Origin of the sequence: Synechococcus sp. CS-1329 (genome assembly GCF_025128055.1) — a bacterium.
In the GTDB taxonomy this organism is placed as follows: domain Bacteria; phylum Cyanobacteriota; class Cyanobacteriia; order PCC-6307; family Cyanobiaceae; genus Regnicoccus_A.
This window is the reverse complement of record NZ_JAHLYS010000001.1, coordinates 19,893-45,459: the sequence shown is the minus strand read 5'-3', so window position 1 is coordinate 45,459 and position 25,567 is coordinate 19,893. Positions and strand designations below refer to the sequence as shown.

Here is a 25,567-nt window from a genome sequence, read left to right as displayed (position 1 = left end):
TCCCCTCAGCGGCACACCAGCGCAGCCTCCAGCTCCAGCTCCACCGCCAGGCCCTCCTCCTCCACATGCCGGGCCAGGACAAGCCGGTGCACTCCCCCTTCGGTCACGAAGCCATCCATGACCGGATCAAACGTGGCGCAGGCCCGCAGGGGGATGACCAGGGTGAGGCGCCGGGATTCACCAGCGGCCAGGAGCAGGCGCTGAAACGCCACCAACGTTCGAGCCGGACGCTCAATCTCCCGAGCGGGCGGCTCCAGGTACAGCTGAACCACCTCGGCCGCCTCCACCTCGCCTGTGTTGGTGATGGTGACACTCGCCTTCAGCTGATCCATCCGCCCATCGCTGCGCTGGAGCTCAGCTGTCAGGTCGGACGCTGTGAACTGGCTGTAGGACAGCCCGAAGCCAAAGGGATAGGCGGCGGGATGGCCGTCACGCTGCAGGCGCCGGTAGCCATGCCAGAGGTCGTAGACGACCCGCCGCGCCCGCGGTTCGAAGGGCGGCAGCTGGGAGGTGTCGGCCACCATGGAGAAGGGCAGGCGCCCCGAGGGCGACACCCTGCCAAGCAACACATCGGCCAGGGCCGCACCGCCTTGTTCGCCTGGATACCAGAGCAGCAGAAGGCCTGGAACCAGCTGCCGCCATTCCTCGATGACCAGGGCTCCACCACCCATCAGCACCACCACGGTGCGTGGATTGGCGGCGGCGACCTGGCGAATCAGGGCCACCTGCTCGGCGGGCAGGCTCAGGTCGGTGCGATCCCCGGCGGCAAAGTCGCCACCCTGGCGGGCTGAGGCGAAGCTGGTGATCCAGGCGAGCCAGTGGGCCACTGGACGCCACAGCGGCATCAGCCGGTGCCGCCCCAGCAGACGCAGCATCCACTCGGGCGGGGGGATCAGGCGCAGGATCGGGGCGATGTCCCCGGGGTGGATGTGCTCGCCCTCCAGGTGCCAGTCCAGACCGGCCACCACCACGGCAGCGTCGCAGCGCGCCGCCAGCTCCGCCGCGGCCTGGGGGCTGCTGCCATTGGCCTGCTCAATGCGCAGATCAGGAGCGGCGGCCTGCAAGCCGCTGAGCGGTGTCACCACCGATCCAGCCATGGGCCTGGTGTCTGAGGAGCCTCGATCTCCCAGGTTGGCGACCGACGCATGCCGGCCGATCACCGCCAGCGAGCTGAGACCGTTGAAGGGCAGCACCTGGCCCTCGTTGCGCAGCAGCACGATCGAGCTGGTGGCTGCTTCGCGGGCCAGGGCTCGGTGCTGCTGGCAGGAGCGAAGCGAGGTTGGATACGCCCCTGGGGGCACGCCCAGCTGCACCTGCAGCAGCCGCAGCACAGCCTCGTCGATGCACTGCATCGGCACCCGGCCGTCAGCCACCGCCTCGGGCAGGCAGCCTGCGAAGACCATGCGAAACGGCATTTCCAGGTCCTGGCCGGCCAACAGGGCGCCAACGCCATCCCGCACGCCGAAGATGAAATCCGTGACAACAAAGCCGCCGAATCCCCAGCGCTCCTTGAGGATCCGCCGCAGCAGCTGCGGGTGCTGGCCGCACCACAGGCCGTTGACCTGGTTGTAGGCGCTCATCAGCGAACCGGCGCCCGCTTCCACGCAGTCACGGAAGTGGGGTAGATAGAGCTCATGCAGCACCCGCTCACTGACCTGGACGTCCACCAGGAAGCGGGAGCTGTCGATCGAGTTGAGGGCCAGGTGCTTGACGCAGGCCACGGCATGGCGTTCCAGCCCCCTGGTCATGGCGGCACCCATGGCGCCCACATGAACAGGGTCCTCCCCGTAGGTCTCCTGGGCCCTGCCCCAGCCCGGATGGCGGAGAAGGTTGATGCACACCCCGGCCACCCAGTTCGCCCCGAAGGATCGGGCCTCACGGCCAATGGCCTCGCCGATACGCTCCTCCAGATCAGGGTCCCAGCAGGCACCCCGCGCTATCGGCACCGGAAAAGTGGTGGCTCCTCCCTCCAGCGCCACGCCGCGGGGGCCGTCGACAAACTGAAGCCCCGCCAGGCCAAGACGCGGGATCCCCGCCGCCGGCCAGGGATGGCGGTGGGACGCCTGGTGGAGAGCGATGTCCGCCATGCCGGACCAGAACGGGGTGTCGCCGTCGAGCAGCGCCAGCTTTTCGGATGTGGTGAGCTCTGCCAGGAGCTTCAGGGCACGAACCTGGATCAAGGATCCGTGATCCTTCATGGTCGTCATCGTTGAGGCGCCTGCTCCAATCGCTGGCCCAGGCACCAAGCCAAGATCCAGTCCATCAGCAGTGAGCGTGAGGTTTTGATCAGCATGAACGCCTCGGCGTTGTTTGGAGATCTTGAGATTCAGTGGGGAACAAACCTGGCCATCGCCGCATCCCGGTTGATGAGCTGCTGAGCTTGCTCTGAATCAGGGCTCAGCAGCTGGAAATCACTGAATTCGAAGCCAGGGGCCACGGTGCATCCCACCAAGACCTCATCGCTGATCGGTTCAGCGGCTTGCCAGAGGCCAGCTGGAATCACGTGGCAGAACGTGCGGGTCTCGGCTGAGAGCGTGACACAGCTAGGGGAGCTGCTGGTTCCATCCCAGCTGTATAGCCGCAGACCGCAGCCTTGGTAGAGGTTCCAGACCTCGTCGGAGGCCACCCGGTGAAACAGGCTTCGTTCACCAGCACGCAACTGGAAATAAATGTGGGTGAGTGCGCAACGGCCCTGCCCTGCTGCTGTACATACACGCTGGCTGGAGCGGAACAGTTCACAGAACCGCCCGCCTTCAGGGTGCTCGATCAACGGCTCAGGTACCACGGCAAGGACAAGCTTCAGGAGCAGAGAGTCTGCTTCACTGGCCCACCTGTTGGTCGCCAAGGTTGAGAGGTTGTTGCAGGCCCCATGCCAGTCCGAAAGTATTCAGATGCCGCGCCCTTGAATCAAGCGGAGCAGGATCGCAATCACTGCGATCACCAGTAAGACGTGAATCAAGCCACCCAGTGTATAGCTGGTCAGCAGACCCAGTAACCAGAGTATGACCAATGCAGTTGCAATGAATCCCAGCATCATTCAGTCCGCGTGTGTGGAGAGATGTCGCAATATGGCTATACGGCTCTGGTTTCAGAGCTTCTATCTGTCAATGGTGTCCGGTAGTCAGCAGCCGTCCCTGCCATGAGGCGGGGACGGCTGTGATCTTCAGCTCAGATCATCAGCCAGATTGTCTGCCGCCTTGCTGATGCCCTTGGCAACTGTTTTGGCGCCCTGCTTGAGATTGTCTGCGGTATTCATGGCCGACGCCTGCACCTGCTTGGCCTTTCCTTTGATCTGATGTCCAGCGTCACCTGTGAGTTCACCATAGGCGGATTCCAGTTTCCCTTCTGCGTCTTTGGTGGAAGCGTCTAAGTTATTTGACATGGTTCCAATTGTGATGGGGATAGAAATGTGGTCTGAGGCGACAGCTGTAGCCGTCATTGGGGTCAGCATTGTGAAGACCGTGAGAAGCGCTGCTGTGAGAGCGGCAACAAGATCACCCAGCTGAATACGCATAAAACTCACACCTACGCGGAACTCAACCAAAGGCTAGCCATAGTTGATGTCAGTCAACGCAGATGGGTGCCCCTTGATGTGGTCTGCGGTTGAGCGATGCCAATCAGACAGTTGCTGCAGCCTGTTTGAAATGTGTCACGATTGTTGAAGACCTTGGAGCTGAATGCCGCCATCTGAGCGGCGTTCAAGCGCTGGATCAGCAGGGACTATGCCCAGTAAAGTGTGCGCGTTTCTTTCCAGATTGGATGGAGCAGATCGTTCTCTCGGTCTCGGTTGCTGCAAGCCATGCATCCGTTCTTCTGTCACGACCATGGGCGGATGGCGTTCTGGCCAGGTCAGTGGGCGTGGTGGTGGCCCTAGGGTCTGGGCCCCTGGATTCCTTTGTTCATGCAGAGTTCGATGCGCCCGGCCGGTGGTGATGGACCAGGAACTGGTTTTCAGCTGATCGCTGCGGTGGCTGTGGCGCTGCTGATCCTGCTGACCCAGACGATCTTCATCGTTCCGGCCGGCACCGTCGCCGTGGTCACCACCCTGGGACGCGTCACGGGCGGTCAGCGCAGCCCCGGCCCGAACGTCAAGGTGCCGCTGATTCAGGCCACTTCGTTTTTTGATGTGCGCACCCAGGTGCGCCCTGAGCAGTTCTCCACGCTCACCAAGGATCTACAGGTGATCGAGGCCACGGCCACGGTGAAATACGCCATCAAGCCCAAAGAAGCAGGGCGAATCTACGAAACGATCGCCACCGACAACCAGCAGATCTACCCCCGCATCATTCAGCCGTCGCTGCTCAAAGCACTCAAGTCGGTGTTCTCCCAGTACGAGCTGGTGACCATCGCCACTGAATGGAACAGCATCTCTGAGCTTGTCCAGGACAAGGTGGCCCAGGAACTGGTCAAGTTCGATTATGTGCAGGTGCAGGGGCTCGACCTCACCGGCCTGCAGATCGCCGAGGAATACCGCGCAGCGATCGAGCAGAAGCAGATCGCCGACCAGCGGCTGCTGCGCGCCCAGACCGAAGTGAAGATCGCCGAACAGGAGGCCAAGCGCTACCAGATCCTCAATTCCAGCCTGGATGATCAGGTGCTCTTCAAGCTCTTCCTCGACAAGTGGGACGGCCAGACCTCCGTGGTGCCGGCCCTGCCGGGCACAGTCGGCGGTGGCACCCCGGTGATCGTCAACGGGCGTCGCTGAGGCTCAGTCGTAGCGGCAGGCCGGGCTCAGTCCCGGCACCGTGAACTCCTGGAACCAGAGGAAGTCGCGGCTTCTCCAGCCCAGATCAAACGGGGCTGTGGAGGCCCACTCCCCCTCTTCAAGCTGAAAATGTGACCTGAGGTAGTGGGGCACCAGGGCTTCCACCTCCTGCTGGCCCTCACTCTCCTCATCGCTGAAGAGCCGATCGAGGTAGAGCACCGCAAAGATTGAGGCCTCCTCATCCACCACCACCACCTCGAACGGTCCGTCCTCGGCGGGCAGGGGGGTGATTTCAAAGAATTCATCACGCTCCAGGGGGTCCGACGGCGCCTTCTCCATCAGAGCCGCCAGGGCCTGCTTGAAACGATCGAGGGTCACGGCGAGGGCTGCGGCTGCTCCTGCATCCTCGCTCTGCCCCCCAGGCCCCAGAGCCAGAGCGTTACAGCCAGCCCATGCAGCAACACCGGCGGCCAGAGGGAGCCGCTCAGCCCGTAGATCAGCACGCAGGCCGCCCCCAGCAGGGTGCACTGGATCAGGAAGCGGCCGTCGCCGAACACCCCTCGCCCCGCCGGGTACCAGCAACGGGCCGCCAGAGGGTGATACAGCACGAACAGGCCCACGCTCAGGGCTCCCCAGGCGGCTGAGCTGGCCAGGGATTCCCCTTCAAGCGGGTGGGGCAGCAGGGCTACGCGGAACAGAAGTTCCTCCCCCAGGGCCGGCATCAGCAGCAGGCCCGGCACGGCCCGCAGCGCCGGCCCCACTGCTTCGAGCCTCCAGGGGCTCAGAAAACCCGAGCGCCAGCCCAGCGGCAGAGCCAGCGCCGCGTAGGCCGCCACCACCGCTACGGCGCTCCCCAGGCTGGCAGGCCCGAGGGGCGCGAACAGGGCATCGCTGAGGCGTCGCAGCAGGGTGGAGAGGACCGGAATCTGACCCAGCAGCAGGGTGGGGGCCAGCGGCTCAAGGCTGGTGTCGCCGCCGGCCAGCTGGTTGCTGCGCAGGAACCAGAGGCTGGCGCCGTGCTGCAGGAACACCCGCGCCATGTCGTCGTGGGCGCGGCGGGGCAGCATCGAGCGCCAGCTCAGCAGCGCATCCACACCCGTTTCACCGCGCATGAAGCTCCCACCCGCCACCACCGCCGCGTTGTGGCGCCAATCGGAGCGCACCATGCCGAAGGGGCTGAGCAGCTCATCGAGGGAGGAGGAAAGGTGCGCCAGCTGGCGGAAGGCCTGGCTGGAGTTCTCCTGGGGGTGGGCTTTGATCCAGCGGCGCAGCTCGGGTTCGTTGGCCGTGCGCTGGCGCAGGCGATCGATGGCGATGAACAGCGCCTGGCTCGAATCCTGCACGCAGGAGGTGGCCGGGGTCACCGTGGAGACGCCGCTGCCATCGCCACTGCGGTAGCGGGCCATCAGCACCTCCGCCTGGATCGCTAGCTCCTGCAGCAACGACAGGGGTTGGCCGGCCACCGTCAGGTCATCGAAGGGGCGCAGCTTGATCAGCACATCGGAGATGGGCCGCGAGCCCAGCCAGCCCCGCTGCAGATCACCGCTGAAGGCCGTCCAGTCCTGGGTCCCCGAGACGATGCCATTGGGGTTGTTGGCATAGATCTGGTGGTAGCGCAGGTCGAAGCGGGGCTCGCCGGTGATGGCATCGTTCACCACCCGCGCTTCTCCGAAGGCGAAGTGGCCGGTCACGGTGGCGCCGCTGATCCGCTCACCGCCCGGCCCGCCGATGCCACCGAAGCTGTGGATCAGCAGGGCCCTATCCCCGGCCTGCCAGTTTTCGCCCAGCAACACCCGCCTGATCCGCCCCCGTTGGCGGGGGGTGTCGGCCCAGTTGCCGCGGAGGATGTAGGCGATTCCCTCGCGGGTGGTGGGCAGCACGTCATCGGGGCTCAGCAGGTTCAGGGCCCTGGGCCGGATGGCCTGCACCGTGAACAGCCCCTCGGCATCGGGCGCGCCATAGAGGTACCAGCCCTGGGCCCCCACGGGATTGGAGCTGAGCCCCCGCGGTGTGGAGATCCAGCGGCCGGAGCGGTCGCGGGGCTGCTGGGGCACCCGCACCACATCCTCGGGGCCGCTGAAGTCCCCCTGCTCCGGGCTCCAGTGGCGCACGCGGAAACGCTCCGGCTGGCCGGCAACGGGCCCAAGGATCTGCCCCAGACCCACGTAGCGGCCGCTGATCTGCAGCGGCGGTCGGCCGATGCTCAGCCGGCTGGAGCCGGCCACAGCTGGCTCCAGCTCCACCTCCTCCAGCTGCACGATCAGATCGTCGTTGGGGCGCGCTCCCGCCAGCGACTGCAGCGGTCCCACCCGCCGGCGCCCATCCAGCCGCCTTGGCAGCAGGTTGCCCTGGGCCTCGATCGCCTGGGCCTCGGGCGCGAAGCGCACATCGGTGCTCACCCGCTCCACCAGCTCCTGCAGGGCCGGCCGCTGGGCCCAGCCCAGGCGCAGCACCTGCCCCTGGAGCGCCACGGCTGGCGTGGGCGCGTGCTCGATCTCGACCCACACCCAGTCGCCGGGATCCCGCTCGGTTTCAGCGGCGCTGGGCAGGATCAACCGCCCGATCCAGTCGGCATGCGGCTGATACAGGCGCGGATCGGGGCGCTGGGCCAGCGGGTAGTGGCTGGGTCGGTTGAAGGGGGCGGCCTGGGCCAGGGCGTAGCTGCTGCCAGGGGAGGGCGGGCCGGCCAGGGAGGGAGCCAGCAGCAGCGACACCACCAGGGTCAGCAGCAGCAGTGGCCGCCGAGCACGGGACCAGGGGCCTGGTCGCCGCCCGGGGGGTAATGCCGATCTCATGGTCGGGGGCTTTGGGCCGCTGGGGCCACCTCCAGCTGGGCGGCACCGCAGTGGCTGCAGTAGGGCAGGTGCCGGCGGGTGGGCTCGTGGCAGTGGACGCAGTCGCGGAGCTGGGCGTAGCCGCAGTGGGGGCAGTGACGATCAGCGTTGGCGAGCTTGCGCGCGCAGTGCAGGCAGCGGCCGCGCTGGGCCCGCTCCGCCGCCTGCAGCCTGGGGTTGAACACCAGCGCCTGCAGCAGCTTGATCAGGGCGAAACCCACCACTGGCACCGCCAGCAGGTAGAGGTAATTCACCAGGAAGCGCAGATTGCCCGCCAGGGCTCGCACCGCCGCCAGCAGCAGCTCGAAGATCACCCCCACCTGGGCCACTTCCGCCAGCTTCAGCAGCAGCGGGATCAGGGAGATCACCAGCAGGTGCCAGCTCACCAGGGCCAGCAGGCCGTGGTTGTGGCGCAGGGCGTGGCGGTGGATCAGCAGGCTCAGCAGCACCAGGGGCACCAGGAAGAGGCCCTGCAGCAGCAGACGCTGGCTGGGGGCCCAGAACTGAGCCCGCGCGAAGCCCCGCTCCATCGCCTCAAAGTTGCCGCTGCGGTTGAGGAAGGCCAGAAACGCCTGGCTCTCAGGGGCCTCCAGCAGGTCCTGGCCAAGCGTCACCACCTCGGAGCGCAGGATGGTAGTGCGGGCCTTGTTGGCCTCGATCTCACGCCGGGCCTGGGAGGCCGGCACCGTCTGGATCGACTGGGAGGCCGGTTGCCCGGCGATCTGCTCCAGCAGGCTGGAGTCGTACTGGGAGCGGATGGCGGCGGTGTCCTGCTCCAGGCCGGTGATCTCGCTTTCGGCCGCATCCAGCTCCCTCTGCCGCTGGCGCAGCTGCGGCTGGGCGGCGATGCGGTCCTGATGGCCCGCGAACTCCAGGCAGAGGGGCGCCACCTGGCCCAGGCGGTCGCGGCCGTCCCCGATGGCCCGGGCCCGGACTCCCGGTTCTGGGGCTGACGCCTGGCTCTCTCCCGGCGAGCGGCGGGGAATGGCCCGGCGCAGGATCGCGAGGTTCTGCTCACGCCGATCCGGGCTGCCTGTGCGCTGGAGGCTCCACTCGGCCTGACAGGGGAAGGCCTGCTGGGGGCTCAGGGGCCATTCGGCGATGGCGGCCATGCCGTTGAAGATGTTGACCAGCAACAGCAGATCCACCAGCAGGATCACCAGCAGGCTGGCCTTGTTCAGGGGCTGGCCATTGAGGCTCCCCGAGCGCTGCAGCAGCCTGCCCATCAGCCGCCCCAGCCGGTGGCGGGCACGGCTCAGGCGGGCGGTGAACGGGACTCCTTGCGGCATCAGCGCGGTGCTAGGGCCAGAGGCTCAGCGTTGCAGGCAGCGCATCCAGCCGCCAGAGCTGGGCCCTTCGGCGCAACAACTCCTGCCCCACGATCGCCTCCACCCGCAGGCTCTCGAAGATCGGGTTGGCGGTCACGATGGCCTCAACGCGCTGGGCTGGATCACCCCCCGGCAGAGCCAGGCCGGAGAGGGTCTGGAGGCTGGCGCTCTGCTCGCCGCAGAACCCCGCCAGCCGCACAGCACTGGCGGGTGCCAGGGGCCGCAGCTTTGTCGCCAGGCCCGCCGTGATGAACAGCCCCTCGGCGCCGGTGTCGGCCAGGGCGAGGGCCGAACCCGCGGGGGTCCGCAAGGGCATCAGCGGCACTCCTTCGCGCCAGAGCAGCGGCAGGATGGTGGCGGGGGCTGCCCGGCGAAAGCGCTCGGCATCGACGAGGGCCAGCGGACCCAGGCTGAGGCGCTGGCCCAGGGGGTCGATCCAGAGCGGCTGCTGCCGCAGCTGCGGCGCCCCCAGCACCCCATCCACCCCCTCCGGCAGCCCTGCCACCGGCAGCACCAGCGCCTCCATGCCTTTGATCTGGAGTCGGTTGCCAGCTGCGCTGATCTCCAGGTCGGGCAGACGCACCCGCCGCGGCTTGAGGTCGGGGCAGGCCTCACCGGCACCGGCGAGGGCAAAGGTCTTCGGATCCACCAGCTGGCTCTCAAGAGCCAGGCGGCGCACCAGATCGGGGCTCACCAGGGTGGTGGAGGCGCCGGTGTCGAGCAGCAACCGCACTGGGCCGCCGCTGCTCTGGAGGCTCAGCACGGGGGTGTCACCGCCGCTGGCCCGCTCCAGGGGAGCACTCACCTGGCCGCTGCTGCGACCGGGCGCCAGCGGTGGCCCCCCCAGCTGAATCAAGGCCGCTGTGGTGATGGCCTCAGCCCCAGAGCTGGGGGCCGAACCCGCGAGCAGCAGGCCCGCGAGCCCCAATCCCAGCCCCAGAGGATGACCCATGGCGGCGGCCCTGCCGCTCATCGGCCGTCGGCGCGGCGCAGGGTGATCGCCAGGGCCCCATCGGGGCGGCGCAACTCCAGCCGGTTCGCTTCGATCTGCCACTGGCTGGCGGATTGAAGGGCGTTCAGAAACTGGATTTCCTGCTCCATCACGCCCCGGGGCCGCACGCAGACCCTGCGGGTCGCCGCCGGTGGACGACTCACCTGGATCGTTCCCTGGCCCACCACCGCCGCTGCGTTGTAACGGTTGCAGCCAGCCGTTCCAGCCAGGCGGCCCCTGGAGCTGAGCTCCAGGCTGAGGGTGGTACCGGTCAGGGTGCTCACCACCGCCTGCTTGCCGTTGTTCAGACCGGTGACGATCCAGAGGGCACCGGCGATCTCCTGGGGCTGGGGCCGGAAGCGGGCCAGCGGCTTGCCATTGGCGGCCATCAGCTCCAGCTGGCCGTTGCGCAGGGCGTAGCCCCTCGCTGCCGTCAGGGCGGCCCTGAAGGCTTCGGCCTGGCGCATCTGCTTGTCGGGGCAGGCCATCTGGGTGGAGGGACCCTGTTCGTTCAGCCGAAAGATCGAATCCCGCACCTGCACAGCAGCGGAGTAGCGGTTGCAGCCGTCGCTGCCGCTGACGCGGCCCTGCTCCAGGCGCAGCGTCGGAGTGGGTGCAATCAAGGCCCTGCGTCCTGGGAGCGACTCCAGCAGCCAGGCACTCCCCTCCAGGGGCGAGCGACGGGGTGCTTCGCCCGCCGGCTCAGCCGGCGGGCGGGCCTGGGCCAGCGGCGCTGCGAGCGGGACCGTGAGCAGGCCCGCCAGGGCCAGCCCGAGGCAAGCCCAGGCGCCTGCGCTGCGTTTGCTCATGTCATGCCCCACCGACGATGGTTCCCATCCTGGTGCCCAGCAGCACCAGCACCAGTCCCAGCACCGTTGCCGGCAGGACCGGTTCCCCCAGCAGCAGGGCCGCACTGACCACCGACACCACGATCGTCAGCGACCCCCACAGCGACACCTGGGCCACGCTCCAGCGGCGGTAGGCCTGGCGCAGCGCCAGTTCACTGCCCAGGGACAGGCCGATCCCATAGACCATGATCACCCCCACCACCCAGCGGGCACTGAGCAGGTGGAAATGGGTGGGGCCGAACAGAACCAGGGCCAGTGCACCGAAGATCAGCGCTGAGATGGTGGTGGTGAACCCGACCGTGAGGGAGATGGGCCAGCCGCGCTGGGCGATGGCACGGCCACTCACCCCAGCCCCGGCGAAGGCCAGCACCCCCAGCAGCGCCCAGATCACCCCCCGCAGTTCATCCATCGGGCCGCCCAGGCCAGCCATCCCCAGCTGGGGCAGCAGCAATCCCAGGGCGATCAGGCCGAAGCTCAGCCAGAAGCCCCGCGGCAGTGCCTCCCCCAGGAACCGCCGGGCCAGCAGTGCCGAGAGGGGGAGCACCAGGGCAAAGAGCAGGGTCTGGCTGATCACCGTGAGCGACTCGAGGGAGAAGTAGAAGGCCACGGGTCCCAGCAGCAATCCCAGCAGGGTGTCGAGGGCCAGCAGACGGCGATCGCCTCCACGGAGTTGCCTCAGCAGTGCGGGCAGTTGCCGCCGCCCAGGCAGCAGTGCCGCGAGCCCAACGATCAGCTGGGCCACAAAGAAAACGTTGCAGAAGCTGATCGGGTTCTCACCGCCGATCGGATTGGCCGCCCCATAGGCCTGCAGTCCTTTCAATGCGGTGGCGTTGAGCCCCTTCAGCAGGACATAAAGCCCCAGGGGCAGCCAGGCCATGGCTGAACTCAGAAAAAGAATTTTGCCCCCAGCTCAACGCCGTTCTGGTTGATGCTGTAGGAATTTTCGGGGGACCGATCATTCGTGCCGCCCAGGTGCATGTAGCGCCAGGAGAGATTGAGCTGAGTGTTGTTCCCCACGGCATAGCCGAGGCCCACCTGGGCGTTGGCGGAATAATCATCGGAGTTGTTAACGCCGAAGCCACCGAGATCGCCGCGGGCGAACAGGCGCAGCCGTGGTGTGAGAAACACCATGGCCTGGGTGCCGATCAACGGTTGGGCCACGGTGCCGCCGAAGCTCCGGGAGCGGGAGGCGCTCAGGTTCGGCCCTTCGAACTGAACATCCAGGTCGTAGCGCATCTCGACGAAACGCACGCCGGCATAGGGAATCACACTGAAGCTGCCGGCCTTGGCGATGGCTTCTTCCCGGTCACCGAAGCGGTAGCGCGCAGCCAGGTCGTAGATGCCCTGGATGTTGTTGAGTGAGGCATCCAGCCGCCGCCTTCCATCCCGGGATGTCCTGCCCTCCTGGCCACGCACGGACACATAGCTGAGGTCGGTGAGCATGCCGAGCCGGTTGTACTCGACGCTGCCCCGCACATAGGCGGCCATGGTCAGCGGCCGCAGCACCTGATCCAGATCCAGATTCAGATCGGCCGTGAGGTCCCTCACCGTGGTGCTGCCGGTGGTGCGCAGGGGCAGGAAGCCATAGACCTCCACCGTGGAGCTCCAGGGCGAAGGGGCTGGTGCCTCGGCGGTTTCCACTTCCACCTCCACCTCCACCTCCATCTCCATCTCCATCTCCATCTCCATCTCCATCTCCATGTCGATCTCCTCGGCGACGGCAGCAGCTGGGGCGATCAGGGCGGAGATCAGAGCCGTGAGGGCAAGAACAGTTCGGCGCAACGGCTTCGGTGAAGACTGACGGTGCGGTCAGGGTAAAGGTGGCCGGCAGTTCCGCCCGAGTGGATCAACCAACGCTCTCAAGGGGACAGCTTCAAGCCGGGTGCCGGCCGAAGATCTCCAGATAGCGATCACCCACGGCTCCCACCTCAAGCTCACTCAGGCCGGCCTCAGCCAGCTGGGCCTCCACCTCCTCCACCGTGAAGGCAGCCCGGAGGGAGTGGCGGTAGTCGTGCTGGAGCACGGGCGGTGCCGCGGCGGCATGGGTGGCCACCAGCCGCTCCAGGCTGGCCTGATCGGTGGGGCGGCGCAGATCCTTGATGTAGATCGCGGCTGCGGGGGCCGCCAGTTGCTGGACTGTGCACCAGAGAACCTGGGGGTCGTGCAGGTGATGCAGAAGGCTGTTGCTCACCACGGCGCTGTAGCCCCCCTGCAGCTCAGGAGCGGGGAGCAGAGCCTGCTCAAAGCGCAGGGATCCAGCGGAGGGAGAAGCCTGTTGGCGCTGTTGCTGCCGTCGCTGCTCCAGCCGGGCGCCGGCGATGGCCAGCATCGCGGCGGAGCCATCCACTCCCACCACCTGGCAGCAGGGGTGACGGCCAGCCAGGAGGAAGGAGATGTTGCCGGGGCCGCAGCCCAGATCGATGATCCGCTCTCCCAGCTGGGCTCCAAAGCAGGAGGTGATGCGTTCCAGCACCGCCTGGTCCGTGGCACTGAAATCAGCAGCGGCGTAGGCCAGGGCCTGCTCGGCCCCCTCCATCAGTTCGGGTTCGCAGATGCGCTCGATCGGGCTGCTCCAGGGGCCATGGCCATCTTCCCTCGGATCGGTTCAGCGGCTGCTGCTGCCCGTGGACGGCTGGCGCTCCCCGCTGCTGGAAAAGCGCTGCCAGCGCACTTGCTCAATGGTGCCCAGCGTCTGGGTCTGGCCTGAGGCGGTGGTCAGCGTGATCAGATCCGGGCGGCCTGCCAACACCTGCAGTCCCGCTGCCAGGGAAAAGGTGCTGCTGCCACTGAACAGACCCCGAAACAGCTCCTGGCCTTCGCCGTTGCGCACCTCCAGCCAGCAGGGTTCCCGGCTGCTGAGCTGAAGGCTCCCCTGGCTGAGCTGGGCGGGTTTGGCGGTCTCACTGGGTTGGCTGGTGGGGCTGATGGCTGTGGCTTCGCTGGCCTCAGCTGCCACGGGGGGGCTCGCCGGGTTGCTGGCGGCCGGTTGGCTCTGCTTCCAGCCGAAGGCCAGACCCCCCGCCAGCGCCAGCACGCCGGCAGCCCCTGTCAGTCGCCAGCCGATTCCGGTGCGGCGCAGCTGTGGGGTTGGCCCAAGCAGGGAGGGCGAGCCGGGCTCGCGCGGGGCCATGGCGGGAGCCGCTAGGCTCACCCTGGCCACAGGAGCTGGGCTAGGGGAGGCTGTGCGTCTGACTCCAGGCAGGTCGAGGTTCAGCAGGGGCTCGGTCAGCCCCTCGGCATTGAGGCCGAGGCTGGTGGCCACCCGCCGGGCCTGGGCAATCAGATAGATCCGCTCGGGCAGGCGCGTGTGATCGCCCGACTCCAGGGCCTCGAGCCGGTCGCTGGAGATGTAGTTCTGCTCCGCCAGCACCGCCAGGGGGATGGCCTGGGCCTCGCGGGCCTCGGCCAGCGCCCGACCCAGGTTCACCAGGGCAGGCAGTCGCTCGCTGGCGGAGGAGTCGGCCGCCACTGCCGGCTCGACGGACTCCGCTGGCTGGGACACTCGCTCACTCACGCTGGGGCTGCCATCGATGGATGGCCCCATCATGGACGCAAGGTCTGATGGTGTCAGGGCGCTCTGCTGCATCGCGCCGACGGCCAGCCGACGCAGACTGCGGTTCGATGCATGAGTCCCGATGAGCAGCTCCAGGTCCCGGCTGCGTCTCTCCCGATCAGCCCAACGGCCCCGGGCCGGCGTCTGGATCGACGGGTTGGCCCGCGTTCTGCTGGCCCTGGTGTTCGTCCATGCCCTGGTGGGCAAGTTCACGAACTTTGCGGGGGTGACCGAGAAGATCGCCGCCACCGGCCTTCCCCTGGCCCCTGTGCTGCTGGTGCTGGCGGTGGGGTCGGCCCTGCTGATCCTGGGGTGGCGTCAGCGCCTGGGGGCCGCGCTGCTGTTGCTCTTCCTGGTGCCCACCAGCCTGATCTTTCATCATGATCTGGGCGACCCCGGCGAGCGCATTCAGCTGCTGAAGAACCTGGCGATCGTGGCCGGGCTGCTGTTGGTGGTCAACCAGCCCGGGGAGCGGCGAAGGAGGCTGCGGGACTAATAAAGCCGGCTGAGCACGAACTCGGGCAGGCTGAGCAGGGCCGTGCGTGAGTCGGAGGGGTTGAGCCATTGCAGGGCCTCACCGGCCTCGCGGGCAAACCCTTCCGCCAAGGCTCTGGAGCGGGGGATCGCCTCGCAGCCCCGCACCAGGGCCAGAGCCTGAGAGAGATCATCGGGCTCGCAGAGTTCACGCTCGATCAGCCCCGCCAGGGCGGGGCGTTCCTCCAGGGCATAGAGCACCGGAGCCGTGAGGTAGCCCGTGGCCAGGTCGCTGGCGGCGGGCTTGCCCAGCTGCTGGTCGCTGCCGGTGAAATCGAGGATGTCATCGACCACCTGGAAGGCGAGGCCGAGCTGGCGCCCGAAGCGGTAGAGGTCTTCGAGACGGTCGTTGCCAAGGCCGCTGAGTACGCCTGAGGCCTTGGCGCTGTTGGCGATCAGTGAAGCCGTCTTGCAATAGCTCTTGTCGAGGTAGGTCTCGAAGCTCTGACCGGTGTCGTAGCGATAGAGCCCCTGGCGCACCTCGCCATCGGCCAGATCCATGATCACGCGGGAGAGCAGCTTCACCACTGCGAGGTCGTCGAGGTTGGCCAGGTGCCAGCTGGCCTGGGCAAAGAGGAAATCGCCCGCCAGCACCGCCAGGCGGTTGTTGAAGCGGCTGTGAACCGTGTCCACACCGCGCCGGGTGGAGGCCTCATCCACCACATCGTCGTGGACGAGCGAGGCGGTGTGGATCATCTCGGTGATCTCCGCCAGGCGCCGGTGGCGGCTGGAGAGTTCGCCGTCTGGAGAGAGGGCGCGGGAGAGCAGCAGCACAATGCCCGGCCGGATCCGCTTGCCTCCAGCGCTGAACAGGTGCTCAGCGGCGGCCTGAAGAATGGGGTGCCCTGCTCCGATCAAAGAGCGCAGATCGCTCAGAAGAGTTTCCAGGTCGTTCTCGACCGGCTGGAGCAGCTCTGCAACGGTGGCCATGTCTCCCGCCCGGTGAGCAGATCCTAGAAGGCTCCCACCGTCGAACGCAGGCAGACCTGCTCCACCTGGGGTTGCCAGCCCAGCCAGGGGGCTGCGGCCAGCGCAAAGGCCTCGGCATCGCCGGTGACGCAGAACCGTCCCCGCTCCGCCGACACCTCCCTGGGGTGCAGGCCGCAGCTGCGGATCTGCTGCAGGGGCCTGCACCCCAGCCGTCGGCCCAGCTGAGCCACCGCGGCCTGGGCCGGATCCACCAGCACCATCTCAGGCGGCAGCAGCTCCCGCAGCAGCTCCTCCAGCAGGGGGTAGTGGGTGCAGCCCAGCACGATTGCCTCCACCCCCTCCGCCAGCAGCGGCTCGAGGTAGGCGATGGCTGCGGCGCGCAGGCGTGGGTCGGCGAAATTGCCGTCTTCGATCAGGGGCACAAAGGCGGGGCAGCCGATCTCGATCACATGGCAGGAGGGATCCACCAGGCGCAGGGCCCGGCCGTAGGCGCCGCTGGAGGCCGTGGCCGGCGTGGCCAGCACCCCCACCCTGCGGAAGTTCAACTGACTGGCCACGCAGTCGATCAGCCCGAACACGGGCAGCCCGCTGCCGGCCTCGGCCTGGGCGATGTCGAAGGCCAGCGCATTGGTGGTGTTGCAGGCCATCAGCACCGTACCCACCTGTTGCTGGCGCAGCCAGCCCACCACTTCCGCCGCAATTCGGCGGATCTCATTGGGGGAGCGATGGCCGTAGGGCACACGGGCGGTGTCGCCCAGATACACAAAGGGAACGTCGGGGTAATGCTCAAGCATCCGCCGCAAGACCGTCAGCCCGCCCAATCCACTGTCCAGCAGGCCGATCCGCTGCTCCATCAGCCCCCAGCCAGATAACGCAGAATACCTGTGGTGATTGCCTGTGCCAATTGCTGACGGTGAGAGGCGGTGGCCAGGCGGGGGGAGTCGATGTTGCCGGTGACGAAGCCGGTTTCCACCAGGGCCGCGGGCATCACGGTGCGGCGAATCACAAAGAAACGCCCCGTGCGCACGCCCCGATCCGGACTGCCCGGTGACGCCGCCACCACCTCCGACTGGATCGCCGACGCCAGAGCACGGGAGAGGGAGCTCTGGAAATAGAAGGTTTCGATGCCGTTGACATCGGGCCGGGCCATGCTCAGGGCGTTGGCGTGGATGCTCACGAAGGCATTGGCGCGACTGCTGTTGGCCAGGGACACCCTGGGTGGCAGGTCCACGTCGATTTCCGAGGTGCGCGTCAGCACCACCTGCACCCCCTTGGTCTGGAGCAGCCGGGCCACCTGAAGACTGATATCGAGCACCACATCGGTTTCACGCAGACCGCCGATGCCCACCGCGCCCGGGTCGGGACCCCCATGGCCCGGATCGATCACCACCCGGAAGCGGCCACGGGGCACATCGGGAAGGCCGGCGGAGGAGATAGGCCGGCGGCTGATGCCAGGGGTGAAACCCGGATTGGAGCGCCAGGGGACCGAAGCGGCATTGATGTTTCCTTCACCCATCGTGCGCAGGCTGCGATTGGGCAGACCCTCGAAGTCCAGCTTCCAGCGGTCTGGGGAGGTGCCCACCAACCTCAGGCGCCTGGGATCGAGCCGGGTGCCGGGCTGGAACTCCAGCACCAGCCGGGTGGTGGTGGGATCGGGTTTGCCGATGCGCACCTCCCGCAGGACGCCGTTGCCACGGATGTTGCGGGTGCGGCCGGGGGCTCCCGGCAGATCGATCCAGACCCTGGGGCCGGTGTTGCCCTGGCCGGCCTCGTAGAAGGCCTGCAGGGAAATCGACGGTGAAGTGCGCAGCTCCAGCACTCCATCGCTGTTGATGCGCCAGGCCGCCAGTGCACTGGCCGCCCATGCCGGCAGGGCGGCCAGCAGCAGGGCCGCCTGCAGCATTCCGCCGACAACAACGGTGCTCAGCGGGCCGAGTCGGGGCAGGCGTGGCTTGCTCAGGATCAGAACAGCGAAGGGTGGCGGTGGTTGAGGCTCGGCATCTGGGCGCGGACCCGTTGGCCATGGTCGGGGTCGACGGGGGCCACCGCAAGCCCCACGCCGATGCCTGCATCAGCCAGCACCGTGCCCCAGGGATCGATCACCAGGGCATGGCCGTGGCTCTGGCGCCGGCCGTAGTGCAGCCCTGTCTGGGCCGGGGCCAGCACGTAGGCGGTGTTCTCGATCGCCCTCGCCTGCAGCAGCACCTGCCAGTGATCCTTGCCGGTGAAAGCGGTGAAGGCCGCCGGAATCATGATCAGCTCAGCGCCGGCATCGGCCAGGTGGCGGTAGAGCTCAGGGAAGCGCACGTCGTAGCAGATCGAGAGGCCGATCCGGCAGAGGCCGGGGGCATCGACCACCGGCGGCAGGGCGGTGCCGGATTGAACGGTCTCCGATTCCCGATAGGTGTTGCCGTCGGGCAGGTCCACATCGAAGAGATGGATCTTGTCGTAGCGGGCCAGCAGCTGGCCGTCGCGCCCCACCAGCTCCGCACGGTTGTAGGTGACCCGCTCACCGGCGGGCACGGGAAAGCCACCACCGAGCAGGGTCACCTGGTAGCGCCGGGCCATGGTCACCAGGAAGCGGCTGCAACGGTCGGCCAGGCTGGGGGCCAGCTCCAGGCGGCGGTCGTCGTCGCCCATGAAGGCGAAGTTCTCGGGTAGTCCCACCAGCTCGGCACCGCGCCGGGCGGCCAGTTCGATCTGCTCTTCAGCGGCGGCGAAGTTGGCGTCCGGATCGGGCGTGCTGGTGAGTTGCACGGCGGCAGCCAGAAAGCTCGTCACCAGAAGAAAGTGCCAGGTCGGCGGAACTTTAGGGGGAGGTCCGTCAGGGGGCCGGCCTCAGCTGGCCTTGAGCACCCCGGGTTCCGCCTGCATCGGCACGATCGTCAGGGTGTCGAGGGCGGCACAGCACTGAAAATCGGCGTCGTGGTTGCCCAGTCTCTCCAGCCGCTGGCCGTGGCTGGCGGTGCGCAGGCAGCCCTCGGGGTCATGCCCCCACTGCTGCCAGAGGGCCAGGGCCGCCACCATCTCATCGTTGCCTGCCGCCACGCTGATGCCGGCCGCAGGCGCCAGCTCCATCAGCGCGGCGCCCACGGCGCCGGCCGCCAGGGTGTCCTCGAGCGAATAGGCGCCCTCCCAGCCGCTGCCCACGATCCAGACGTTCTGGACACCCCGCTCGATCAAGCGTCTGGCCACGGCAGTGCGGTTCGGCAGGCAGGCCGTGAGCAGCAAGGGCAGATCCCGCACCCGATCAAGGGAGCGGGTGCCGTTGGTGGTGCTCATGAAGATGCGCTTGCCCCTCACCAGCTCCGGGGTCACCCCCAGGGGTGAATTGCCCAGGTCGAAGCCCTCCACCCGGGCCCCGCCGCGCTCGCCGGCGGTGAGACGCTGCTCGGCGGGCCAGGCGGCGGCACTGGCCTTGAGGGTTTCGAGGTCGGCGAAGGCCTGGATCGCCTCGGCGCCGTTCTCCAGGGCCCAGGCCATGGTGGTGGTGGCCCGCAGCACATCGATCACCACCGCCGCATCCGGGCTGCCGCCTTCGGCACGCTCCGCCGCCGGCACGCACTCGGAGGTGTGGAAGGTCTGGATCAGCACGGCACGGCGGGCGGGGAGGGTGCGCCACAGTAGGCAGCAACGGATCTGAACTGAATGCAGGCAGTGTTGCCGCGGAGCACCACCCGAGACCTGCGGGGTTTCCTGGCGTTGCTGGAGCAGCGTGGTCAGCTGCGGCGGATCACCGCTCCGGTGGATCCCGATCTGGAGCTGGCGGCCATCGCCGACCGGGTGCTGGCCCGCGGCGGCCCAGGCCTGCTGTTCGAGAACGTGATCGGCAGCCCGATGCCGGTGGCGGTCAACCTGCTGGGCACCGTGGAGCGGGTGGTCTGGAGCATGGGCCTGGAGCGGGCCGAGCAGCTCGAAGACCTGGGGGAGCGCCTGGCCCTGCTGCAGCAGCCGCGCCCCCCCAAGGGCCTGCGCGAGGCGGCCCGCTTCGGTGGTGTGCTCTGGGATGTGGTCAAGGCCCGCCCCGACCTCGACCTGCTGCCCCCCTGCCACCAGCAGGTGTTCAGGGGTGATCAGGTGAACCTCGAGGCCCTGCCGCTGCTGCGCCCCTGGCCTGGTGATGCCGGTGGGGTGGTCACCCTGGGCCTGGTGATCACCAAGGACCCGGAAACAGGGGTGCCCAACGTGGGGGTCTATCGCCTGCAGCGCCAGTCGGTGAACACGATGACCGTGCACTGGCTGAGCGTGCGCGGCGGCGCCCGCCACCTGCGCAAGGCCGCAGCCCTGGGCAAGCCCCTGGAGGTGGCGGTGGCGATTGGCGTGCATCCCCTGCTGGTGATGGCCGCCGCCACCCCGATTCCGGTGCAGCTCTCCGAGTGGCTGTTCGCCGGCATCTATGCCGGGGAGGGGGTGCGTCTGGCGAAGTGCAAGACGCTCAACCTGGAGGTGCCCAGCCATAGCGAGGTGGTGCTGGAGGGCACGATCGCTCCGGGCGAGGTGCTCCCCGATGGCCCCTTCGGCGATCACATGGGCTTCTATGGCGGCCTTGAAGACTCCCCCCTGGTGCGCTTCCACTGCGTCACCCAGCGGCGTGATCCGGTCTTCCTCACCACCTTCAGCGGCCGGCCGCCCAAGGAGGAGGCGATGCTGGCCATCGCCCTCAACCGGATGTACACGCCGATCCTTCGTCAGCAGGTGCCGGAGATCGTTGATTTCTTCCTGCCGATGGAGGGCCTCAGCTACAAGCTGGCGGTGATCGCCATCGACAAGGCCTATCCGGGCCAGGCCAAGCGTGCGGCGATGGCCTTCTGGAGTGCCCTGCCCCAGTTCACTTACACCAAATTCGTGGTGGTGGTCGACAAGACGATCAGCATCCGCGATCCACGCCAGGTGATCTGGGCGATCAGCGCCCAGGTGGACCCCCAGCGGGATCTGTTCGTGCTCGAGGACACCCCCTTCGACACCCTGGATTTCGCCAGTGAGCGGCTGGGGCTCGGTGGCCGTCTGGCGATTGATGCCACCACCAAGATCGGGCCGGAGAAGCGCCACGACTGGGGCGAGCCGCTGCGGCGCACCGCTGAGCAGGAGGCCCGGGTGGATCGGCGCTGGGTGGAGCTGGGCCTGGCCGACATCGACGCCAGTGATCCCGATCCGGCGCTGTTCGGCTACACCCTGGAGCACGTGCTGGAGCGCCTGGCCGCCCGCAGCGCCTAGGCCGATGCACTCTCTGGGGCGGTGATGCTCAAGCGCCGGGGCCTGCAGGCGATTCAGGCGTTGCTGGAACTGGCCCTGGAGCCCGGGCGCTGGCGCTCAGGGCCCGATCTGGCGGCCAGCCAGGGAATTCCCGAGCCGATGCTGGAGCAGGTGCTGCTGCAGCTGCGCCGCGCCGGGTTGGTGGAGGCGCGAAGGGGGCGCCACGGTGGCTACAGACTCCAGCGTTCCACCGCCGCCATCCCACTGCTGGAGGTGCTGCGGGCGGTGGAGGCCGATCCCTCCCAGCAGCTGGAGGCCACCGAAGTCTCCCAGTTGAACGCTGAGCAGGCCGGCGAGCAGGTGGCCCTCGCCCTGGAGCGACGCCTGCAACTGGCGCTGGAGCGGGAGCTGGCCCGGCTCAGCCTTGAAGAGCTGCTCTACGACCTGCGCAGCACCCAGGAGTGCCTGCGCCAGGAGGGTGGCCTGATGCTGGGCTGATCGCTGCCGCAGTCCTTAGGCGATGGCGGCGAAGCAGTCGCGGAAGGCGCTGAGGGTGGCGTCGATGTCGGCGTCGCTGTGGGCCAGGGAGGTGAAGCCGGCCTCGAAGGCGCTGGGGGCCAGGTAAACACCGCGCTCGAGCATGGCCCGGTGCAGGCGGCCGAAGCGCTGGCTGTCGGTGGCCTTGGCCTCCTCGAAATTGCGCACGGGACCATCACAGAGGAAGAAGCCGAACATGGCGCTGATCGAGCCCCCGCAGATGGGCAGGCCGGCCTCGCGCCCCGCCGCCAGGATGCCGTCGCTGAGACGCTTGGTGATGGCCTCGAGCCGCTCGTAGCTGCCGGGTTGCTTCAGCAGCTCGAGGGTTTTGATGCCGGCGGTCATGGCCAGGGGATTGCCGCTGAGGGTGCCGGCCTGATACATCGGTCCGGCCGGAGCCACCATCGCCATGATCTCGGCCTTGCCGCCGTAGGCCCCCACGGGCAGGCCGCCACCGATCACCTTGCCCAGGGTGGTCAGGTCGGGGGTGATGCCGAAGCGGGCCTGGGCACCGCCGTAGCTGATGCGGAAGCCCGTCATCACCTCATCGAAGGTGAGCAGGGCGCCGTGCTCCGTGGTGAGTTCGCGCAGACCCTCCAGGAAGCCAGGCTCGGGGGTGATGAAGCCGGCGTTGCCCACCACCGGCTCGAGGATCACGCCGGCGATTTCACCGGGGTTGTCGGCGAAGAGCTGCTTCACCGCCTCCAGATCGTTGTAGGGGGCGGTGAGGGTGTTGGCGGTGGTGGAGCGGGGCACTCCAGGGGAATCCGGTAACCCGAGCGTGGCCACGCCCGAGCCGGCCTTCACCAGGAACATGTCGGCGTGGCCGTGGTAGCAGCCCTCGAACTTGATCAGCTTGTCGCGGCCGGTGAAGGCCCGCATCAGCCGCAGCACCGACATGCAGGCCTCGGTGCCGGAATTGACGAAGCGGACCATCTCAACGCTGGGCACCGCCTCGATCACCATCTCCGCCAGGGTGTTCTCCAGGGCGCAGGGGGCACCGAAGCTGGTGCCCCTGTCGAGGGCTTCGTGCAGGGCACCGATCACCTCGGGCCGTGCATGGCCGCAGATCGCCGGCCCCCAACTGCCGATGTAATCGATGTAGCGGTTGCCGTCCACGTCCCAGGCGTAGGCGCCCTTGACCCGGTCGAAGACGATCGGGTCACCACCCACGGAACGGAACGCCCGCACCGGTGAACTGACCCCGCCGGGCATCAGAGTCTGGGCGGCACTGAAGAGGTCCTGGGAACGGGAGGTGTTCAGAGCAGGAACCGAAACAGGGGCCGAAGTCAAGGCGTGATCCGCGAACGTTCAGGGGAGTTTGGGGCTGGGGCCGACCCTGAGGGTTGCCCTGGCCTCACCAGACCAAGACGCATTCTCGCCCAAGGCGCTGCCGATGCGGCAGCCAAGGCCTTCAACTCTGGCTGATCATCCCTTTTGGTGCCAGTCCATCCCCGGCCCAGGCCTGATTTCGCAACGAGTTTCCCCAGCCCCGGGCTCCATGCGGGTGCTCAGCCGCCACGCTCGCTATGGTCACGGAGCTGCCTGTTGTTGTTGGCTGACACCTTGGCTGAGCCGCCTGCCCTGACCCTGCCCTGGGGGCGGATCGAGCGGCGTCTGCGCCGGCTGCTGCCCGCCCGGGCCGTGGTGGCCCGTCGCCCGGAGCTGCTCACCTACGACAGCGATGGCCTGACCCTGCATCGTCATGAGCCCCCCCTGGTGGTGCTGCCCGAAACCACCGAGCAGGTGGCGGCCGTGCTGCGCCTCTGCCAGGAGGAAGGGCTGCCCTTCGTGGCGCGGGGCAGTGGCACCGGTCTGTCCGGGGGTGCGGTGGCCGAGCAGGAGTCGCTGCTGGTGGTGACCAGCCGCATGCGCTCGGTGCTGGCCCTGGATCTGGAGAACCAGCGCATCACCGTGCAACCGGGGGTGATCAACAGCTGGGTCACCCGCGCCGTGGCCGGCGATGGTTTCTATTACGCCCCTGACCCCTCCAGCCAGGTGGTCTGCAGCATCGGCGGCAATGTGGCCGAGAACGCCGGTGGGGTGCATTGCCTCAAGTACGGCGTCACCAGCAACCACGTGCTGGAGCTGGAAGTGGTGCTCCCCGATGGCCGCATCACCCGCCTGGGGGGAGGCCTGGCGGAAATGCCCGGCCTGGACCTGCGCGGGGTCTTCATCGGCAGCGAGGGCACCCTCGGCATCGCCACCGCCATCACCCTGCGGCTGCTGCCCCAGCCCCAGACGGTGCAGGTGCTGCTGGCGGACTTTCCCTCGATGGAGGCGGCCGGGGAGGCCGTGCGCCTGGTCACCGAAGCGGGGGTGCTGCCGGCGGGGATGGAGATCATGGATAACTTCACGATCAACGCTGTCGATGACCTCTTCGGCTGCGATGAGTACCCCCGCGATGCCGCGGCGGTGCTGCTGATCGAGCTCGACGGCCGCTTGGAGGAGGTGGGTGCCGCGGCGGAACGGGCCATGGAGCTGTGCTGCCAGGCTGGTGCCCGCTCCCTGCGCCGGGCTGAATCGGAAGCCGATCGGGCCCTGCTCTGGAAGGGCCGCAAGTCGGCTTTTGCGGCCGTGGGCCGGATCACCCCCACCTATTACGTCCAGGACGGGGTCGTGCCCCGCAGCGCCCTGCCGAAGGTGCTGGCGTCGATCGAGGAGCTCAGTCGCCGCTATGCGCTGCCGGTGGCCAACGTCTTCCATGCCGGCGATGGCAATCTGCACCCGCTGATCCTCTACAACGCCAGCGAAGTCGACGTGCACGAGAGGGTTCAGGCCCTCGGTGCCGACATCCTGCGCCTCTGCATCGAGGCCGGCGGCAGCATCACCGGCGAGCATGGCGTCGGCGCCGACAAGCGCTGCTACATGGATTGGATGTTCTCCCCCGACGACCTGGGCACGATGCAGCTGGTGCGCAACGCCTTCGATCCTGAAGGCCGCGCCAACCCCGGCAAGCTCTTCCCCACCCCCCGCAGTTGCGGCGAATCGGCCCGCCGTGCCCGCAGCGTGCGCGTTCAGGTGGATGGGTATGAAGACGCCGGCGCTGAGGGCCCTGGGGCAGAAACGGCCGATCCGTCACGGACGGAGGCGATCGAGGTGTTCTGAAGCTGAACCAGGCTCAGACGGCCACCGGCACCTGGTAGCGGGCGATGCGGGCGAAGCCCGCGGGATCGAGGGAGGCGCCGCCCACGAGCACGCCATCGATCTCGGGCTGGGCCATCAGCAGATCGATGTTCTCCGCCTTGACCGAACCGCCGTACTGGATGACCACATCCTCGTAGCCCACCCAGCCACGGATCAGGCCACAGAGGCGGTTGGCCTCTTCGGCGCCGCAGGTCTTGCCGGTGCCGATCGCCCAGATCGGTTCGTAGGCCACCACCAACTGGGTGGGATCGAGGCCCTCAAGGCCCTGGTCCACCTGGCGGCGGATCACCCGCTCGGCCTCGCCGGCCTCCCGCTGGGAATCGCTCTCGCCCACGCACAGGATCGGGACCATCCCCGATTTCTGGGCCGTGCGCGCCCGCAGGTTGATCTGCTCGTCGGTTTCGCTGTAGTACTTGCGCGGCTCGCTGTGGCCCACGATTGTGTGGCTGACGCCGTGCTCCAGCAGCATCGGCGCGGAGATCATGCCGGTGTAGGCACCGCCATCGTCCCAGTGGACGTTCTGGGAGGCGATCCGCACCACGCTGCCCGTCAGAGCCTCACTGGTGGCGGCAATGGCGGTGAACGGCGGAGCCAGCACCACCTCCCGATCGCTGGGCAGATCCCCCAGCAGCGGCAGGAAGGCGGCGACATAGGCCCGCGCTTCGGCGCAGGTCATGTGCATCTTCCAGTTGCCTGCAATCACGGCTTGACGCACAGGATTGTCCTCGCCCAGAAGTGCCCCACAACTTAGGTGTCGGTGGGGACCACCTCGCGGGCCCGCCCCAACTCCACCGTGTCCCCAGGCAACAGCTGGCGGCCGCGGCGACGCTCCACCGCTCCGTTGACCCGCACTTCGCCGGCCTGCACCCTCACCTTGGCTTCACCACCGGTGGCCACCAGGCCCTGGTACTTGAGGAATTGGTCAAGCCGCAAGGGAAGGGGAGCCGGATCGGCGCTGATAAGGTTC

26 protein-coding genes are annotated in these 25,567 nt (G+C 67.8%); 5 read left to right on the top strand and 21 right to left on the bottom strand.

The window, feature by feature from the left end:
* Nucleotides 1-5: 5 nt before the first annotated feature.
* From KQ304_RS00235 to KQ304_RS00220, 4 genes are all read right to left on the bottom strand, one after another.
* Nucleotides 6-2,180 (bottom strand): beta-glucosidase, encoded by a 2,175-nt coding sequence (locus tag KQ304_RS00235; protein ID WP_259735119.1) that lies wholly within the window; start codon nt 2,178-2,180, stop codon nt 6-8.
* Between the two features lie 146 nt (nt 2,181-2,326).
* Nucleotides 2,327-2,785 carry a cupin domain-containing protein gene (locus KQ304_RS00230; protein ID WP_259735118.1) on the bottom strand — a complete coding sequence of 153 codons (459 nt, stop codon included), beginning with the start codon at nt 2,783-2,785 and terminating at the stop codon, nt 2,327-2,329.
* A gap of 102 nt (nt 2,786-2,887) precedes the next feature.
* Nucleotides 2,888-3,034, bottom strand: a complete 147-nt coding sequence (locus tag KQ304_RS00225; protein WP_259735117.1) for a lmo0937 family membrane protein — start codon at nt 3,032-3,034, stop codon at nt 2,888-2,890.
* Nucleotides 3,035-3,163: 129 nt separating this feature from the next.
* Entirely contained in the window at nt 3,164-3,544 is a 381-nt protein-coding gene (locus KQ304_RS00220) for a CsbD family protein (protein WP_259735116.1), read from the bottom strand.
* A 357-nt stretch (nt 3,545-3,901) separates the two neighbouring features.
* Between KQ304_RS00220 and KQ304_RS00215 the strand changes: the two genes are divergently transcribed.
* Complete coding sequence (locus tag KQ304_RS00215; protein WP_259735115.1) at nt 3,902-4,705, top strand: prohibitin family protein; 804 nt, start codon at nt 3,902-3,904, stop codon at nt 4,703-4,705.
* Nucleotides 4,706-4,708: 3 nt separating this feature from the next.
* Here the strand turns inward: KQ304_RS00215 and KQ304_RS00210 are convergent, their stop codons facing one another.
* The 9 genes from KQ304_RS00210 to KQ304_RS00170 form a co-directional block, all read right to left on the bottom strand.
* Nucleotides 4,709-5,083, bottom strand: coding sequence for a hypothetical protein (locus KQ304_RS00210; protein ID WP_259735114.1), 375 nt, complete (start codon nt 5,081-5,083; stop codon nt 4,709-4,711).
* Nucleotides 5,080-7,500, bottom strand: coding sequence for a type II CAAX prenyl endopeptidase Rce1 family protein (locus KQ304_RS00205; RefSeq protein WP_259735113.1), 2,421 nt, complete (start codon nt 7,498-7,500; stop codon nt 5,080-5,082). Before KQ304_RS00205 ends, KQ304_RS00210 begins: the two co-directional genes overlap by 4 nt.
* Nucleotides 7,497-8,828, bottom strand: coding sequence for a hypothetical protein (locus tag KQ304_RS00200; RefSeq protein ID WP_259735112.1), 1,332 nt, complete (start codon nt 8,826-8,828; stop codon nt 7,497-7,499). Before KQ304_RS00200 ends, KQ304_RS00205 begins: the two co-directional genes overlap by 4 nt.
* 10 nt (nt 8,829-8,838) lie before the next feature.
* Entirely contained in the window at nt 8,839-9,840 is a 1,002-nt protein-coding gene (locus KQ304_RS00195; RefSeq protein WP_259735111.1) for a retroviral-like aspartic protease family protein, read from the bottom strand.
* Nucleotides 9,837-10,667 carry an META domain-containing protein gene (locus tag KQ304_RS00190; protein WP_259735110.1) on the bottom strand — a complete coding sequence of 277 codons (831 nt, stop codon included), beginning with the start codon at nt 10,665-10,667 and terminating at the stop codon, nt 9,837-9,839. The genes KQ304_RS00195 and KQ304_RS00190 overlap by 4 nt, the downstream gene beginning before the upstream one ends.
* Before the next feature lies 1 nt (nt 10,668).
* On the bottom strand, nt 10,669-11,583 hold the full coding sequence (locus KQ304_RS00185) for a DMT family transporter (RefSeq protein ID WP_259735109.1): 915 nt from the start codon (nt 11,581-11,583) through the stop codon (nt 10,669-10,671).
* Nucleotides 11,584-11,591: 8 nt separating this feature from the next.
* A complete protein-coding gene (locus tag KQ304_RS00180; RefSeq protein ID WP_259735108.1) occupies nt 11,592-12,488 on the bottom strand; it encodes a hypothetical protein in 897 nt (298 codons plus the stop codon).
* A 91-nt stretch (nt 12,489-12,579) separates the two neighbouring features.
* Nucleotides 12,580-13,242, bottom strand: a complete 663-nt coding sequence (locus tag KQ304_RS00175; RefSeq protein ID WP_259735107.1) for a trans-aconitate 2-methyltransferase — start codon at nt 13,240-13,242, stop codon at nt 12,580-12,582.
* 69 nt (nt 13,243-13,311) lie between these two features.
* A complete protein-coding gene (locus tag KQ304_RS00170) occupies nt 13,312-14,208 on the bottom strand; it encodes a RodZ domain-containing protein (RefSeq protein WP_259735106.1) in 897 nt (298 codons plus the stop codon).
* Nucleotides 14,209-14,341: 133 nt separating this feature from the next.
* Between KQ304_RS00170 and KQ304_RS00165 the strand changes: the two genes are divergently transcribed.
* The gene (locus KQ304_RS00165; RefSeq protein ID WP_259735105.1) at nt 14,342-14,755 is read left to right on the top strand and encodes a DoxX family membrane protein; all 414 of its coding nucleotides are present in this window, start codon (nt 14,342-14,344) and stop codon (nt 14,753-14,755) included.
* Here KQ304_RS00165 and sds read toward each other — a convergent pair.
* Genes sds through KQ304_RS00140 form a run of 5 tightly spaced genes read right to left on the bottom strand, consistent with a single transcriptional unit; the run spans nt 14,752 to nt 19,317 of the window.
* A complete protein-coding gene (gene sds / locus KQ304_RS00160; RefSeq protein ID WP_259735104.1) occupies nt 14,752-15,723 on the bottom strand; it encodes a solanesyl diphosphate synthase in 972 nt (323 codons plus the stop codon). The two genes, KQ304_RS00165 and sds, sit on opposite strands and share 4 nt — an antisense overlap.
* 23 nt (nt 15,724-15,746) lie before the next feature.
* Nucleotides 15,747-16,577 (bottom strand): glutamate racemase, encoded by an 831-nt coding sequence (gene murI / locus KQ304_RS00155; protein ID WP_259735103.1) that lies wholly within the window; start codon nt 16,575-16,577, stop codon nt 15,747-15,749.
* On the bottom strand, nt 16,577-17,626 hold the full coding sequence (locus tag KQ304_RS00150) for an N-acetylmuramoyl-L-alanine amidase (protein ID WP_259735102.1): 1,050 nt from the start codon (nt 17,624-17,626) through the stop codon (nt 16,577-16,579). Before KQ304_RS00150 ends, murI begins: the two co-directional genes overlap by 1 nt.
* Nucleotides 17,627-17,685: 59 nt before the next feature.
* Nucleotides 17,686-18,504: a carbon-nitrogen hydrolase family protein gene (locus tag KQ304_RS00145; protein ID WP_259735101.1), complete on the bottom strand. Its 819-nt coding sequence runs from the start codon at nt 18,502-18,504 to the stop codon at nt 17,686-17,688.
* Between the two features lie 57 nt (nt 18,505-18,561).
* Complete coding sequence (locus KQ304_RS00140) at nt 18,562-19,317, bottom strand: 2-phosphosulfolactate phosphatase family protein (RefSeq protein WP_259735100.1); 756 nt, start codon at nt 19,315-19,317, stop codon at nt 18,562-18,564.
* A 54-nt stretch (nt 19,318-19,371) separates the two neighbouring features.
* Between KQ304_RS00140 and KQ304_RS00135 the strand changes: the two genes are divergently transcribed.
* Nucleotides 19,372-20,937 (top strand): UbiD family decarboxylase, encoded by a 1,566-nt coding sequence (locus KQ304_RS00135; protein WP_259735099.1) that lies wholly within the window; start codon nt 19,372-19,374, stop codon nt 20,935-20,937.
* A 24-nt stretch (nt 20,938-20,961) separates the two neighbouring features.
* Nucleotides 20,962-21,414: an Rrf2 family transcriptional regulator gene (locus tag KQ304_RS00130; RefSeq protein WP_259735098.1), complete on the top strand. Its 453-nt coding sequence runs from the start codon at nt 20,962-20,964 to the stop codon at nt 21,412-21,414.
* A 15-nt stretch (nt 21,415-21,429) separates the two neighbouring features.
* Here KQ304_RS00130 and hemL read toward each other — a convergent pair whose 3' ends face one another.
* Nucleotides 21,430-22,746, bottom strand: a complete 1,317-nt coding sequence (gene hemL, locus KQ304_RS00125) for a glutamate-1-semialdehyde 2,1-aminomutase (RefSeq protein WP_259735097.1) — start codon at nt 22,744-22,746, stop codon at nt 21,430-21,432.
* 261 nt (nt 22,747-23,007) lie between these two features.
* Between hemL and KQ304_RS00120 the strand changes: the two genes are divergently transcribed.
* Complete coding sequence (locus KQ304_RS00120) at nt 23,008-24,561, top strand: FAD-linked oxidase C-terminal domain-containing protein (protein ID WP_259735096.1); 1,554 nt, start codon at nt 23,008-23,010, stop codon at nt 24,559-24,561.
* A 13-nt stretch (nt 24,562-24,574) separates the two neighbouring features.
* Here KQ304_RS00120 and tpiA read toward each other — a convergent pair whose 3' ends face one another.
* Both tpiA and KQ304_RS00110 read right to left on the bottom strand, forming a co-directional pair.
* Nucleotides 24,575-25,315, bottom strand: a complete 741-nt coding sequence (gene tpiA / locus KQ304_RS00115) for a triose-phosphate isomerase (RefSeq protein ID WP_259735095.1) — start codon at nt 25,313-25,315, stop codon at nt 24,575-24,577.
* Between the two features lie 32 nt (nt 25,316-25,347).
* The gene (locus KQ304_RS00110) at nt 25,348-25,533 is read right to left on the bottom strand and encodes an RNA-binding S4 domain-containing protein (RefSeq protein WP_259735094.1); all 186 of its coding nucleotides are present in this window, start codon (nt 25,531-25,533) and stop codon (nt 25,348-25,350) included.
* Between the last annotated feature and the right edge of the window lie 34 nt (nt 25,534-25,567).

Excerpts from the sequence above, each read along its gene's own strand:
- KQ304_RS00225 (WP_259735117.1), bottom strand. The coding sequence starts at position 3,034 with ATGCTGGGATTCATTGCAACTGCATTGGTCATACTCTGGTTACTGGGT.
- KQ304_RS00215 (WP_259735115.1), top strand. The coding sequence starts at position 3,902 with ATGCAGAGTTCGATGCGCCCGGCCGGTGGTGATGGACCAGGAACTGGT.
- KQ304_RS00205 (WP_259735113.1), bottom strand. The coding sequence starts at position 7,500 with ATGAGATCGGCATTACCCCCCGGGCGGCGACCAGGCCCCTGGTCCCGT.
- KQ304_RS00200 (WP_259735112.1), bottom strand. The coding sequence starts at position 8,828 with ATGCCGCAAGGAGTCCCGTTCACCGCCCGCCTGAGCCGTGCCCGCCAC.
- KQ304_RS00195 (WP_259735111.1), bottom strand. The coding sequence starts at position 9,840 with ATGAGCGGCAGGGCCGCCGCCATGGGTCATCCTCTGGGGCTGGGATTG.
- KQ304_RS00190 (WP_259735110.1), bottom strand. The coding sequence starts at position 10,667 with ATGAGCAAACGCAGCGCAGGCGCCTGGGCTTGCCTCGGGCTGGCCCTG.
- KQ304_RS00185 (WP_259735109.1), bottom strand. The coding sequence starts at position 11,583 with ATGGCCTGGCTGCCCCTGGGGCTTTATGTCCTGCTGAAGGGGCTCAAC.
- KQ304_RS00175 (WP_259735107.1), bottom strand. The coding sequence starts at position 13,242 with ATGGAGGGGGCCGAGCAGGCCCTGGCCTACGCCGCTGCTGATTTCAGT.
- KQ304_RS00165 (WP_259735105.1), top strand. The coding sequence starts at position 14,342 with ATGAGCAGCTCCAGGTCCCGGCTGCGTCTCTCCCGATCAGCCCAACGG.
- sds (WP_259735104.1), bottom strand. The coding sequence starts at position 15,723 with ATGGCCACCGTTGCAGAGCTGCTCCAGCCGGTCGAGAACGACCTGGAA.
- murI (WP_259735103.1), bottom strand. The coding sequence starts at position 16,577 with ATGGAGCAGCGGATCGGCCTGCTGGACAGTGGATTGGGCGGGCTGACG.
- KQ304_RS00150 (WP_259735102.1), bottom strand. The coding sequence starts at position 17,626 with ATGCTGCAGGCGGCCCTGCTGCTGGCCGCCCTGCCGGCATGGGCGGCC.
- KQ304_RS00135 (WP_259735099.1), top strand. The coding sequence starts at position 19,372 with ATGCAGGCAGTGTTGCCGCGGAGCACCACCCGAGACCTGCGGGGTTTC.
- KQ304_RS00130 (WP_259735098.1), top strand. The coding sequence starts at position 20,962 with ATGCTCAAGCGCCGGGGCCTGCAGGCGATTCAGGCGTTGCTGGAACTG.